This is a genomic window from Serratia symbiotica (Periphyllus acericola), from assembly GCF_964019515.1.
Classification (GTDB): Bacteria; Pseudomonadota; Gammaproteobacteria; order Enterobacterales; family Enterobacteriaceae; genus Serratia; species Serratia symbiotica_D.
Window position 1 is genome coordinate 652621 of sequence record NZ_OZ026452.1, and the last position, 14436, is coordinate 667056.

Consider the following 14436-nt stretch of genomic DNA (forward strand, 5'->3'; position numbering starts at 1 on the left):
ATTATTTTCCGCCAAGGAATTTCAATATTTCTATCGTTTTTTCATTCATTAGGGTAATATTCCCTCTTGACTCTACATTCAGACGTACTACTTGCTCGGTATTTGATGTCCTTAGATTAAACTGCCAGTCTGAAAACTCAATACTGATACCATCAGTCAAATCAATCCGCAAGGCGTCATGCTCATAAACATCCCTAATATCTTGTATTTTCTGGGAGGCATCGGTTAATTCACGATTAATTTCACCCGAAGCCGGATAGGCTTGAATGCGATCACCAACCAGTTGGCTCAATGTCTTTTCTTTGGCGGAAAGCAACGCAGCCACCAGCAACCATGGGATCATACCGCTGTCGCAATAGGCAAAATCACGGAAGTAATGGTGCGCACTCATCTCCCCGCCGTAGATAGCGTCTTCTTTACGCATCCGTTCTTTAATAAATGCATGGCCAGTTTTAGACATAACCGGAACCCCCCCTGCTTGGTTAACAATATCAATGGTATTCCAGGATAAGCGAGGATCGTGGATAATCTTGGCACCTGGGTTGGTGTGCAAGAAAGCCTGCGCTAGCAGCCCGACGATGTAATAGCCTTCGATAAAACTTCCTTGCTCATCGAACAGGAAACAGCGGTCAAAGTCACCATCAAAAGCGATGCCCATATCGGCCTGATGCGCCAGCACCGCTTTAGCCGTATCGTCACGGCATTCAGGCAATAATGGGTTAGGAATACCGTTCGGGAAATTACCATCCGGCTGATGATGCACTTTCACAAAAGAGACAGGGATTTTGTCGCGCTTAAAACGGCGCTCAATCTCATCAATGACGTGCCCAGCCGCGCCGTTGCCAGAGTTGATAACCAGCTTCATTGGCTTCAACGCCGTTGTATCGATATAACTCAATATATGATTAACGTACTCGTTCAAGATCGTTATTTGCTGATAGCTACCGCGTTTGTTTGCTGCAACCGGAGGAAATGCATTTTCTTGCGCCAACTGTTTGATTGCACGCAGGCCGGTATCGCCACTTATTGGCTGTGCGTTGGCGCGTACCAGTTTCATACCGTTGTAATTCATTGGGTTGTGACTTGCGGTCACTTCTATACCCCCATCCATGCCAAGATGGAAAGTAGCAAAATAGACCTCTTCGGTTCCGCTCACTCCGATGTCATACACATCAGCACCTGCATCTTGCAGCCCATTCGCTAACGCCAACTTAAGAGCCTCACTGGTCAAGCGTACATCTCCGCCGACAATCACACTTAGCGGCTTAAGATATTTCCCATAAGCTCGGCCGATGCGGTAGGCAATATCTTCGTTCAGTTCTTCACCAAGTTGACCACGAATATCATATGCTTTAAAACAAGTTAGGCTATTCATTAAAACCTCAAGATTTAGCAACGACCGTAATGATCTTTGATGAGAATAATGTCATCTTTCCCCAAATAAAAACCCGCCTGCACTTCAATCAGTTCCAAAGGTATATTACCTGGGTTTTCTAAACGGTGAACCACGCCAATGGGAATGAATGTCGACTGATTTTCAGTCAATAGGAAAGTTTTATCTCCGGTTGTCACTCTGGCCGTACCTGCAAGCACCACCCAATGCTCAGTATGATGATGGTGTATCTGAAAGGATAACGCTTCGCCTGGGTTCACGGTAATGCGGTTTATACAGAAACGTTTTTTGGCAATCAAGATATCGCAGATGCCCCATTGCCGGTAAACTTCACTATGTCTTCTATATTCGCTGCGATTGTGTTTTTTCAGATATTCAACCACTTTTTTGACATCCTGTACCTTTGATTTATCAACCACCAGTACAGCATCCTTGGTATTAACAATCACCAGATTGTCGACGCCAACAGCAGCCACCAATTTTTCATCGGTATTGATATAGCAGTCATGAGTGTTATGCAGGAAGATATCACCAGTTAATGCGTTGTCGTCCTCGTCCTTCGAGCTGACTTCCCACAAAGCAGACCATGATCCAACATCACTCCATCCGGCATCTAGCGGTATCATGACGGCATCCTGGGTTTTCTCCATCACCGCATAATCGATAGATTCATCAGGGCAGCACGCAAAGGTGTCTTGTTTAACGTTGATGAAATTCTTATCGCACCCGGTATAACCCAGAGCGTGCTGGCAGGCAGCCAAAATATCTGGCCGAAACTTCTCCAATTCCTCTAAATAGCGCTTGGCACGGAACATGAACATGCCGCTGTTCCAAAAATATTCTCCAGAATCCACGTAATTTTGGGCGGTGGCAAGATCGGGTTTTTCGACAAAACGCTTTACGCAAGTCGCAGAAACATGCTCACCCCAGCTTTCGCCACGCTGGATATAGCCATATCCTGTTTCCGGCCCGGTGGGCACAATACCGAATGTCACCAGGCTTTGCCCCGCAGCAAAAGCCTGTGCTGCCTCGATAGCCGCATGAAACGCCTCAATATCCTTGATGATATGATCCGCCGCCAAGACCAGCATTATGGGATCGTGCCCTTGCGCAAGGGCACTTAGCGCTGCCAGCGCGATCGCTGGCGCAGTATTGCGTCCTACCGGTTCCAAGATGATGTTGTGTGACAACATGTCGATTTGACGCAGTTGTTCAGCCACCATAAAGCGGTGATCCTGATTACAGATTACGACAGGTTCACTAATCTCAATACCATCAAGGCGGTTTAATGTTTCCTGCAACATTGAATGGAAGCTATGCAAACGCAGAAATTGCTTTGGATGAAGTTCACGGGACATCGGCCACAAACGGCTACCGGTGCCGCCTGCCATAATTACAGGTAATAACATTTCTAATCCTTTATCACAGTCCGTAAAGTAATCTAATAAATACAATAAATTAAATAAATATCACTGTGTGTATGTGCGCATTCTTAACGCGGCTAGCGGGCTGAAACTTCTAGCATTTCAAACGACGAATGGGTTACCCGTAGCTCAACAAGCCACAGCTTACCCATCAGTAGGCAAGCTACCGCCCTTGGCTAAACAGCTACTAACCAAATGATAGTTAGTGCGTTACTTCTTATCCCCCAGCCTGTTTGGCTCCGAATAAAATCAGCACAAGTTGTCGTGTGAGTGACATCGAGACAGGCTATAGAGAGAGTAGACGCAATAAATTTTTACCAAGTATGCTACCATCTTGCCCATCAAAACACCTGCCTATCATTCGTTATTTTCATGGCTATATGAAATAGGCGTTCAGTAAATATACAAATTTATATTTCGCCATAAAAACAATTAAAATCATGTATTTATGGTGAAATTCGTGCATTTTTAAATTAAAAATTAGGATACTTCTTAAAACGCATGAACGCAACCGCGTTGCCCGTCGTATAGGGAAAATGAGAGGAGACGAAGAACGGAGAATGTACCAGGATTTGTTGAATAAATCGAACTTTTGGCCGGCACGAGGATCAGATCACTCTCCTTATGTCAAAATAGCGACATTCCGTGGCCCAGCAAAAGTTCAACATCACCAACTGGAAGGCTTACACAAACGCCCTTATCACTCGGGGTTCACTCACTTGCTGGGGGGATGAAACGGCACTTCACGCCTGGTACTGCGAGGCAAAACCTTCTCTGCGTGGTCGCCCACCACATTATTCCGATATGGCAATCACCAGCGTATTGATGCTGAAACGGATTTTCGGCCTGACACTGCGCGCCCTCCAAGGCTTCGTCGACTCCATTGTCACACTGATTAAAGTGCTGTTGAACTGCCCGGACGACACCTGTATCAGTAAGCGGGCGAAGTCCGGCCATGTCCCGTTTAAAACCGCAACGCCGGGTGAAATTGCGCACCTCGTTATCGACTCTAGCGGGCTCAACGTGTTGGGTGAAGGCGAGTGGATGGCAAAAAAACACGGTCAGGAAAAACGGCGGATCTGGCGAAAACTGCATTTGGCCGTAGATACAGAAACACATGAGGTCATCTGTGCTGACCTTTCCTTGAGCAATGTCACCGATACCGAAGCCTTCCCAGGTCTCATCCGTCAGAGGTACCGTAAAATCAAAGTCGCCTCGGCGGATCGGGCTTAGGATACGCGAGTGTGTGATGATGAATTAAGGGGCAAGAAGCTCAAGGCGTTAATACCGCCCAGCAGCGGAGCCCGTTATTGGTCGGCAGACTATGCAGAGCGAAATCAAGCGGTGGTGAACCAGAGCGTTACCGGAGACAACACACGGTGAAAAAGTATCACAGGCTACCACCGACGTTCGATAGCGGCAACAGCGAGGTACAGAGTAAAACAGCTATTTGGTGGTCACCTGTCGCTGCGAGATTATGATGGACAAGTTGCAGAGGCGCTGGCCATGATCTGTGCATTAAACAAGATGCCGCTCACCGGTATGTCAGAAAGTGTACGCCTTGCCTGAAAGCTGCCCATTCAGGGGACTCTTTATTCTAAATCCGATTTATTCAACAAAGCCAATGTACCATTGTATTCCACACCTTGGTCAAAACAAACGCCTGCTTTTTCCTAAACTTTCCTGATTGAAGTTGAATTTTCCCGCTGCAACACTCATCATTCCTGTACGGCATAAGCCGTCTAACTTGCAGGTAAAATTAGGCGTATGGAATGGATCGCAGATCCAACACTTTGGGTCGGCCTGGCCACTTTGGTGGTGCTGGAAATCGTTCTGGGTATAGATAACCTTATCTTTATCGCCATTCTGGCGGAAAAATTACCAAAAAAACAAAGAGATAAAGCTCGCGTTGTCGGCCTGCTGATAGCATTGCTGATGCGGCTGGCGCTACTGTCCTCCATTTCCTGGTTGGGCACACTTACCCAATCGATATTTGTGGTTGCTACGCACGCCTTTAGTAGCCGTGATCTCATTATGCTGATCGGCGGGTTATTCCTGTTGTTCAAAGCCACCACGGAATTGCACGAACGGCTAGAAGGCAAGGATCAAGTACAACAAGAGTCACGCAAAGGCGCTCGTTTCTGGCCAGTGGTGGCGCAAATTGTGGTGCTGGATGCCGTCTTTTCGCTCGATTCGGTGATCACTGCAATTGGCATGGTCGATCATCTGGCAGTCATGATGATTGCGGTTTGTATCGCCATCGGCCTGATGTTGCTGGCCAGTAAGCCTTTGACTTGTTTCGTCAACACTCATCCCACTATCGTCATTCTGTGTCTGAGTTTCCTGCTGATGATCGGCTTTAGCCTGGTCGCAGAAGGCTTAGGCTATCTTATTCCGAAGGGCTACCTGTATGTAGCGATTGGTTTCTCGGTATTGATCGAGGCATTGAACCAACTGGCACAATTCAACCGCCGACGCTTTCTATCCAGGGTGCGTCCGTTACGCGAGCGTACCGCAGAAGCGGTGCGGCGCATGCTGAGCGGCAAGCATGAAGAAGCGGAGCTTGACAGCCATTACGCCAGTTTGCTGGTCGATAGCGCAAGTTGTGAAGTTTTTAACCAGCAAGAACGACATATGATCGAGCGTGTGATGGGGATGGCGCAGCGCACGGTCAGCAGTATCATGACCTCCCGCCATGACGTGGAATATCTAGAACTGAACGATCCACAGGAAAAGTTGACCCAACTGCTGGAGAAAAACCAGCATACGCGCATCGTGGTAGTAGAAAATAGTGCCAGTGACGAACCTCTGGGTGTCATTTATACCATTGACGTGTTGAAACAACAGTTAGCCCAGGTACCACTGGCGTTACGCGCACTGGTGCGCCAGCCGCTGATTTTCCCCGAACAGCTCACATTACTAAGCGCGTTGGAGCAGTTCCGTCAGGCGCAGACGCACTTTGCTTTTGTGGTCGACGAGTTCGGTTCTGTTGAAGGAATTGTCACCTTGACCGACGTCATGGAAACCATCGCCGGTAACCTGCCGGAGGACGGTGAAGAAATCGACGCACGACATGACATTCAGCAAAACGAAGACGGTAGCTGGACAGCCAACGGATATATGCCACTGGAAGATCTGGTGCTGTATCTGCCGCTGTCGCTGGAAGAAAAGCGTGAATATCATACATTGGCGGGCCTGCTGATGGAGCATAGCCAGCGCATTCCGCAGGAAGGAGAACACCTGTGCATCGGGGACTACCTGTTTGAACCGCTGGAAGTCAACAGCCACCGTGTTTTGAAGGTGAAAATTACTTCGTTGTCGCCGCCAGAACCTGATGATTAAACCTGACGTCAATCCCCACACCAGGGTATTAAAGCTTATCAAGCAGCTTTTTCATATCCTGGCCTTCACGCGAGTCCTTATTCTTTTCAACCCAATTACATAGCGCGTTCTTGGCTCGGTTCTCCAACGTTTTATGTAGTATCTGTTCGACTTGTAGCTGATAGTTAAGCTGTGCCCAGGGACCGTAAACCCGCAAAGGAATTGACGTTTTTCGCAACTGTTCGATCAGGTCACTGCGGCCCTGCCAGCCGCCGGTCACCCGCACGTTGATCGCCATGTCACACTGTTTGCCCACCATATTGACGGTGCCGCTGCCATCCAGACTCAGCAGTGGAGACTGAGCATTCATCTCGCTGATTTTCACCCTGCCTTGGTTCAGGCTGGCCTTCGCCGCTAGCTGTGCAACGGCGGTATAATGCGGGTAAGTGTCCTGCCCACGTACGCTGTTGTCGCTGCGTGCCACGACCTGCTGGACCAACTTTTGTACGTTCAAGCCATGCAGTTGCCCCTCCTGCATCGCCAACTGGGCGCTACCGCGCCAGCGATGTATAGAAGAAGGTAACGTGAGGCGATCGCCGGTCAGTTCCCCCTGCATGCTGAATTTTCCACTCATGACCTGCGGCATATCAAAAGCTTTGAGCAGCGTACCCAGTTCCACCTGCTTCAATAGGGGCTGTAGGGCGATGATCGGCTTATCGCTACGCGCATCCAGCGAACCGGGCAAGGAAAAATGCCCATCGGCCAGTTGGCCTGAAAGTTTATGCAGCCTGAGCAGCCCTCGCTGGTTATCAGCCTGAACGGCCAGTTGGGTGATATTCATGCCGCGATAGGTCAATTGATCAACTTGCATAATTAGCTGTGCATTGAAATCGCGCAGTGCAGCCAGATCCTGTTGCTGGTCGTCAATTTGGCTGGCGATAACCGGCGCGGAGGCCGTCACCTGCGGTTCAGAACTTGTGCGGGATTGCCAGCCAGAAAGCGCATCCAAATTGAGATTGGCCGAGGACCAGTTCATTACCAACGCTGGCACCTCCGCCACAGTCGCGCTGATATCACCGGTGAACTGATTGTCGTTGGCACTGATACTTACCGGGTTGAACACAATATGCGGTGGCGTTTGTTGATAAGCGACCTGCGCGTGGCCTTCACCTTTGATGCCGCCATTTAAGATATCCGCCCCTGCCAACTGGTAATTGAACCGGGTTAGCTTCGCGTTTATCTGGCGCGGGTAGTGTTGTAAATCGATATCGGCCGCAATCGTGAAGGTCAAATCGCGCTGATCACGATTTATCCGGCTAGAAAGCGCCATTTGCACCTGACGCTGGTCATTTTGTCGCAGGGTGAGATTGATGTCTCTAACGTTGATCTGTTCATCATTGGCGCGCTGCCAAATCAGCAGGCTATCCACGATCCGCAGATTATCAATACCCAATTTCCACGGTGTGTCTACTGACTCAGCGAAAGGGGTAACTGGCGCGATAGAGGCATCAACTGGAGGCTGTTCTTCACTTTCCGGCGTTAGGCGGATAACAGCATTTTTCAACATCACTTGTTTGACAAACAGGTGGTGAGACAACAGCGGCAACAGTTTGACATCAAGGCGCATATTCTCAGCGCTCACCAATGGCGCTTGAGCCCCTGGCGCGGTCAGCGTTACGTGGCCGGAAAGAATACTCAACTGCGGCCAAATATGCCAACGTAGATCGCCGGCGAGCATCAACTGATAGCCGCTGTTTTGTTCTATTTTCTTAACCATATAGGCGCGAAAATCATTAGGATTGACCAAGAGCACCAACGCGGACATTCCCGCAAACAATACAACCAGTAAGATCACCAATGCTGTCAGTAGTCTTCTCATACCACCCGCCTTTAATCTTTGTCGATTCGACTCGCCACAGCGCCTTGCTGATCGCGGTATTTAGCATCCTGGCGGCTGTTGTAGGGACGCGCAGCTGGCCCAGATAGGGGTTCAAAACTCAGGGCACCGATCAACATCCCAGGGCGTAATGCCAGCGGTAACTTACCTGAATTATAGAACTCCAGTACAATGCACCCATGCCAACCAGGATCGATACGGTGCGCCGTAACGTGTACCATCAGTCCCAGACGCGCCAGAGAAGAGCGGCCATCCAACCAGCCGACCAGATCATTTGACAATGTCACGGATTCAAATGTCACCGCCAGCGCCAGTTCACCTGGGTGAAGGAAGAAAGCTTCTCCTTCCGGCAAGACGATTTCTTCGCTAATCACGCGATCAAGCGCTGCGCTGACTTCATTTTTCGGGCCGCTAAGATCAATAAAGGCGGCAGTATGACCAAGGAACACCCGGAACTGATTGCCCAAGCGGACATCCACTGTGGCCCCGTTAATGCGCTCAATCGGCGGACGCGGTGAAATCAACAGTTTTCCGTTATCCAGCCAGGCTTCTATATCACGGTCACACAGTCTCATCTCTTTTCTCCATCAAAGCGCGTAGCTAAATGAAAATTGCCACACCACGGGCGAAAGATCTACGTCAGGGTGTAAATAGTTTGCTACTAGCAGGGAAGACAATTTTTCAACCGTTAAACAGCATTAGCATTATTGAAAAAATTGACTGATTTTGGCTTTCAGAATATCGATCGCTATACGGTTCTTGCCGCCTCGCGGCACAATAATGTCGGCATATTGTTTGGAAGGTTCGATAAACTGTAGGAACATCGGACGCACAGTTTTCTGATATTGTGCCATAACCGAATCCATCGAACGACCACGTTCATTCACATCGCGCTTCATGCGGCGCATAAGGCAAATGTCCAACGGTGTATCGACGAAGATCGAGAAGTTCATTTCCTGGCGCAGGCGAATGTCTGTCAGCAATAAGATCCCTTCTAGAATGATCACCTTTTTAGGCTCCAGGTGCCCAGTCTCTTTCTTGCGCGTGTGCTCAGCATAGCTGTACAGTGGAACTTCTATCGCCTGGCCTGATTTCAACATTTGCAAATGCTGGAACAGCAGGTTGTGATCCATGGCGCTGGGGTGGTCGTAATTGGTTTTGATCCGTTCTTCCATGGTCAGATGCGTTTGGGCTTTGTAATAACTGTCTTCAGGGATCACGCCGATATGTTCATCGCCTACCTGTTCGCGGAGTTCACGATATAACGTACTGGCAATGAGGCTTTTTCCAGAGGCAGATGCGCCAGCTATACCAATAATGATGCACTGATGCGGCTTGTCAGTCATAAAATTAACGACCTGATTTCGTAGTGTAAAACGGGGGGGAACTAAACGCGCTAATTATAGGGAGTCAGCGGACTTTATGCCACTCTATCGACATCATCAATTACAGCGCGCGGAACGCAATCTCCGTAGGGATCGCTTCTCCCTGCCAATACAACTGTGCGGCAACGCGGCCAGCAAGCTGGCGATACAACTCAGTGAATGGGCTGTTCGGGCGGCTGATCACTGTTGGCGCACCGCGATCCAAATCTTCACTCAGCGAAATATGCAGCGGCATCTGCCCCAAGAGTCAGCTGTGGTATTTCTTCAACAGCTTTTCCGCCCTGCCGGTGCCAAAGATCGGTTTATTATGGCCACAGTGGCTGCAAATATGCACGCTCATATTTTATACAATGCCCAATACCGGCACCTGCACTTTCTCAAACATTACGATGCCCTTGGCCGCATCCAGCAGCGCGATGTCCTGCGGCGTGGTGACTACCAGCGCGTCGGTCACCGGAATAGTCTGCGACAGCGTTAATTGGATGTCGCCGGTACCCGGCGGCATGTCTAGCACTAGATAATCCAGATCTGGCCACAAGGTATCCTACAACAACTGCATCAGTGCTTTGCTGGCCATCGGCCCACGCCACACTATAGCGCGGTCATCACTGACCAGATAGCCGATGGAGTGTGTCGCCAAGTAATGCACCCTAATCGGTAGCATATGTTGACCATCCGGCGAAGTCAGACGCTCATGCATGGTACCCAACATAGTAGTGATCGACGGGCCTTAGATGTCGGCATATAGCAGGCCGACGTTAGCACCTTCGGCGGCCAACGCCAATGCCAAGTTGACGGCGGTGCTAGATTTCCCTACCCCACCTTTACCGGAACTGACGGCAATGATATTGCGCACGCCTTTAACGCCAGGCTGACCATTGGCCCGCTTCATCGTGGCGATATGATGCTTGAGCTGCCAGTCAATGGCGGCTGGCCCCCGGTCACGCGTAGCAATTCACCACCCACGTGCTGTTTCAGCGCCTCAAAGCCGCTGCGCCGGGCAAATGGCAGGATCAATTCAATATGCAGCACACCGTCGAGCAACGCACAATGATGGATGGCCTTCAGTACGGTCAGATTGTTTTTTAACGTTGGGTGGGCGTTGTTGAATAAATCGAACATTTTGCCGGGACGAGGATCAGATCACTCTCCTTATGTCAAAATAGCGATATTCCGTGGCCCAGAAAAAGTTCAACATCACTAACTGGAAGGCTTACAACAACGCCCTTATCACTCGGGGTTCACTCACTTTCTCCGTGGATGAAACGGCACTTCACGCCTGGTACTGCGAGGCAAAACCTTCTCTGCGTGGTCGCCCACCACATTATTCCGATATGGCAATCACCAGCGTATTGATGCTGAAACGGATTTTCGGCCTGACACTTCGCGCCCTCCAGGGCTTCATCGACTCCAGTGTCACACTGATCAAAGTGCCGTTGAACTGCCCGGACGACACCTGCATCAGTAAGCGGGCAAAGTCCGGCCATGTCCCGTTTAAAACCGCAACGCCGGGTGAAATTGCGCACCTCGTTATCGACTCTACCGGGCTCAACGTCTTGGGTGAAGGGGAGTGGATGGCAAAAAAATACGGTCAGGAAGATACAGAAACACATGAGGTCATCTGTGCTGACCTTTCCTTGAGCAATGTCACCGATACCGAAGCCTTCCCAAGTCTCATCCGCCAGAGGTACCGTAAAATCAAAGTCGCCTCGGCGGATCGGGCTTAGGATATGCGAGTGTGTGATGATGAGTTAAGGCGCAAGAAGCTCAGGGCGTTAATACCGCACAGCAGCGGAGCCCGTTATTGGCTGATAATACTATGCAGAGCGAAATCAAGCGGTGGCGAACCAGCGCCTTACAGGAGACAACACACGGTGGAAAAGTATCATAGGCTACTACCGAGGTTCGATAGCGGCAACAGCGAGGTACAGAGTAAAATAGCTATTTGGTCACCTGTCGCTGCGAGATTATGATGGGCAAGTTGCAGAGGCGCTGGCCATGATCTGTGCATTAAACAAGATGCCGCTCGCCGGTATGCCAGAAAGTGTACACCTTGCCTGAAAGATGCCCATTCAGGGGATTCTTTATTCCAAATCCGATTTATTCAACAATGCCCTGTTTACCGTAACCCGAATCATTTGGGGTAGCACGGCCTAGATTGTAGTTTGGAAAATCACACCATCAGCTTTATCCGTGTATTGTCCCAACTGGTTAAAGTTAAGATAGCGGTAGGTATCCGCCGCAGTTTTATAAACCTGCGCCATAAAGGTCTGATACTCGTCCGGCATCGGCAGGCGGCCCAGCATTGAAGCGACCGCCGCCAGCTCTGCGGAGGCAAGGTAGACGTTCGCGCCAGTGCCTAGACGGTTCGGAAAATTACGGGTTGAGGTAGAAACTACCGTCGCGCCGTCCGAGATGCGCGCCTGGTTACCCATGCACAGTGAACAGCCTGGTATCTCAATGCGTGCACCACTCTTACTAAATATGCTGTAGTAACCCTCTTCGGTCAACTGAGCTGCATCCATCTTGGTGGGTGGGGCCACCCACAAGTGGGTTGGCAACGGGCCTTTGTGCTGATCCAGCAGCTTACCGGCTGCGCGGAAGTGGCCTATGTTAGTCATGCAAGAACCAATGAATACTTCATCGATCTTGCTGTTGGCCACGTCAGATAGCATGCGCGCATCGTCGGGATCGTTGGGTGCACACAGAATAGGTTGCGTGATTTCCGCCAAATCGATCTCGATCACCGCAGCAGCTTCGGCATCTGCATCGCCAGCCAGAAGCTGAGGAGCCGCCAGCCATTTTTCCATGCCCTGAATACGGCGATCCAGAGTCCGGCTGTCACCATAGCCTTCGGAGATCATCCATCTTAACAGCACGATGTTGGAATTCAGGTACTCTTCGATCGGTGCCTTATCCAGTTTGATGGTGCAAGCGGCGGCTGAACGCTCAGCGGAAGCATCAGTCAGCTCAAACGCTTGCTCGACCTTCAAGTCCGACAAACCTTCGATCTCCAGGATACGGCCAGAGAAGATGTTCTTCTTGTCCTTCTTCTCAACGGTCAGTAGACCCTGTTTGATCGCGTAATAAGGAATGGCGTGCACCAGATCGCGCAGGGTGATGCCAGGCTGCATTTTACCTTTAAAACGCACCAATACCGACTCAGGCATGTCAAGCGGCATAACGCCCGTTGCTGCGGCAAACGCCACCAGGCCAGAACCGGCCGGAAAAGAGATACCGATCGGGAAACGGGTATGGGAGTCACCACCCGTGCCAACGGTATCCGGCAACAGCATGCGGTTAAGCCAAGAGTGGATAACACCATCCCCCGGACGCAGCGAAACGCCGCCACGGTTCACGATAAAGTCTGGCAACGTGTGGTGCGTGGTCACATCGACTGGTTTCGGATAGGCGGCAGTGTGACAGAACGACTGCATCACCAGATCAGCAGAAAATCCCAGACAGGCCAGATCTTTCAGTTCGTCGCGAGTCATCGGGCCAGTGGTGTCTTGAGAGCCCACGGAGGTCATCTTAGGTTCGCAGTATTCGCCTGGGCGAATACCGGCAACGCCACAGGCGCGGCCAACCATTTTTTGCGCCAACGAGAAGCCTTTGCTGCTGGCTGCAACCGGCTTAGCGATGCGGAATACATCGCTGTGCGGCAAGCCCAGCGCTTCACGTGCCTTGGTCGTCAAGCCACGACCAATAATCAATGGGATACGGCCACCAGCGCGCACTTCGTCCAACAGCACGTCGGTTTTCAGTTCAAAGCTGGCGATCAACTCGCCGGTTTCGTGGTTGCGCACTTCGCCTTTGTAGGGGTAAACGTCAATCACATCGCCCATATTCAGCTCAGAGACGTCCACTTCGATCGGCAGTGCACCAGCATCTTCCATCGTGTTGAAGAAGATTGGCGCAATCTTGCCGCCCAGCACCACACCGCCACCACGCTTGTTTGGCACGTATGGGATGTTGTCACCCATAAACCACAGCACAGAGTTAGTAGCAGACTTACGTGAAGAACCCGTACCAACCACGTCGCCAACGTAGGCTAGCGGGAAGCCTTTCTGGTTCAACAATTCGATCTGTCTGATCGGGCCAACGCTACCCGGCTTATCTGGCACAATGCCTTCACGTTCATTTTTCAGCATTGCCAAAGCATGCAGTGGGATATCTGGGCGTGACCAAGCATCCTGCGCGGGCGACAGGTCATCAGTGTTGGTTTCACCGGTGACTTTGAACACCGTAACGGTGATCTTTTCCGCCAGTTCAGGGCGCGACAGAAACCATTCGGCATCGGCCCAGGACTGCACCACCTGCTTGGCGTGCGGGTTACCTGCTTTGGCTTTCTCTTCCACATCGTAGAAATTATCGAACATCAGCAGTGTATGGGACAATGCTTTTACGGCAATCGGAGCTAGCTTTTCGTTCTCCAGCGCATCGATCAGCGGATGAATGTTGTAACCGCCCTGCATGGTACCTAACAGTTCAATGGCTTTCTTAGGGGAAATCAAGGGGGATACCGCTTCACCTTTAGCGATGGCCGCCAGGAAACCTGCTTTGACATAAGAGGCTTCATCGACACCTGTTGGAACACGATTAATCAGTAAATCTAACAGGAATTCTGCTTCGCCTTGTGGGGGGGTGGTCAATAATTTAACCAACGCGGCCATTTGCGTGGCGTCTAGTGGCTTAGGGGCAATGCCCTCAGCGGCACGCTCGGCTACGTGCTTACGGTATTCTTCTAGCACGATTTTCTCCTCGCTCTCATTATTATTTATTGTGCCTAGTTTTTTATAGTCATACTCTCTACCCTGATGGCAGCACTGCTGCCGATATTGTAAACTTGCAAGGTACATTATCCGGCTCCACTCAGCGAGCATAACAGGATTTAAACCAGCTGTTAATTTGTTCACATAAAAGCAACATTAAATCTTTATTTAATCATTGCGCATCGGGTAATCAGCCGGAAGAGCACAACATGATATACTTAAAATTACAATGGGTATAACGAGT

Annotated in this window: 9 protein-coding genes and 3 pseudogenes; 5 read left to right on the forward strand and 7 right to left on the reverse strand. The window is 50.3% G+C overall.

The window, feature by feature from the left end:
• Position 1 precedes the first annotated feature (1 nt).
• Both cpsG and AACL06_RS03695 read right to left on the reverse strand, forming a co-directional pair.
• Entirely contained in the window at positions 2–1375 is a 1374-nt protein-coding gene (gene cpsG / locus AACL06_RS03690) for a phosphomannomutase CpsG (protein ID WP_339038268.1), read from the reverse strand.
• A gap of 14 nt (positions 1376–1389) precedes the next feature.
• Positions 1390–2802, reverse strand: coding sequence for a mannose-1-phosphate guanylyltransferase/mannose-6-phosphate isomerase (locus AACL06_RS03695; RefSeq protein WP_339037945.1), 1413 nt, complete (start codon positions 2800–2802; stop codon positions 1390–1392).
• Between the two features lie 587 nt (positions 2803–3389).
• On the opposite strand from AACL06_RS03695, the gene AACL06_RS03700 reads away from it, so the two are divergent.
• The 4 genes and pseudogenes from AACL06_RS03700 to AACL06_RS03715 all read left to right on the forward strand — a co-directional run bounded on the left by AACL06_RS03700 (position 3390) and on the right by AACL06_RS03715 (position 6159).
• Positions 3390–3551 carry a hypothetical protein gene (locus AACL06_RS03700; protein WP_339037947.1) on the forward strand — a complete coding sequence of 54 codons (162 nt, stop codon included), beginning with the start codon at positions 3390–3392 and terminating at the stop codon, positions 3549–3551.
• A pseudogene (locus tag AACL06_RS03705) lies at positions 3484–4386 on the forward strand (IS5 family transposase). Before AACL06_RS03700 ends, AACL06_RS03705 begins: the two are co-directional and overlap by 68 nt.
• Positions 4370–4504 carry a hypothetical protein gene (locus tag AACL06_RS03710; RefSeq protein ID WP_339037948.1) on the forward strand — a complete coding sequence of 45 codons (135 nt, stop codon included), beginning with the start codon at positions 4370–4372 and terminating at the stop codon, positions 4502–4504. Before AACL06_RS03705 ends, AACL06_RS03710 begins: the two are co-directional and overlap by 17 nt.
• Before the next feature lie 80 nt (positions 4505–4584).
• Positions 4585–6159: a TerC family protein gene (locus AACL06_RS03715; RefSeq protein WP_339037950.1), complete on the forward strand. Its 1575-nt coding sequence runs from the start codon at positions 4585–4587 to the stop codon at positions 6157–6159.
• Between the two features lie 28 nt (positions 6160–6187).
• Here the strand turns inward: AACL06_RS03715 and asmA are convergent, their stop codons facing one another.
• The 4 genes and pseudogenes from asmA to apbC form a co-directional block, all read right to left on the reverse strand.
• Complete coding sequence (gene asmA, locus AACL06_RS03720; protein WP_339037952.1) at positions 6188–8017, reverse strand: outer membrane assembly protein AsmA; 1830 nt, start codon at positions 8015–8017, stop codon at positions 6188–6190.
• Between the two features lie 11 nt (positions 8018–8028).
• Positions 8029–8610 (reverse strand): dCTP deaminase, encoded by a 582-nt coding sequence (gene dcd / locus AACL06_RS03725; RefSeq protein WP_339037954.1) that lies wholly within the window; start codon positions 8608–8610, stop codon positions 8029–8031.
• A gap of 129 nt (positions 8611–8739) precedes the next feature.
• Positions 8740–9381: a uridine kinase gene (udk, locus tag AACL06_RS03730; RefSeq protein WP_339037956.1), complete on the reverse strand. Its 642-nt coding sequence runs from the start codon at positions 9379–9381 to the stop codon at positions 8740–8742.
• Between the two features lie 100 nt (positions 9382–9481).
• Positions 9482–10542, reverse strand: a pseudogene (gene apbC, locus AACL06_RS03735) (iron-sulfur cluster carrier protein ApbC).
• 53 nt (positions 10543–10595) lie between these two features.
• On the opposite strand from apbC, the pseudogene AACL06_RS03740 reads away from it, so the two are divergent.
• Positions 10596–11481: pseudogene (locus AACL06_RS03740) on the forward strand (IS5 family transposase).
• 92 nt (positions 11482–11573) lie between these two features.
• Here AACL06_RS03740 and acnB read toward each other — a convergent pair.
• Positions 11574–14171 (reverse strand): bifunctional aconitate hydratase 2/2-methylisocitrate dehydratase, encoded by a 2598-nt coding sequence (gene acnB, locus AACL06_RS03745; protein ID WP_339037957.1) that lies wholly within the window; start codon positions 14169–14171, stop codon positions 11574–11576.
• Between the last annotated feature and the right edge of the window lie 265 nt (positions 14172–14436).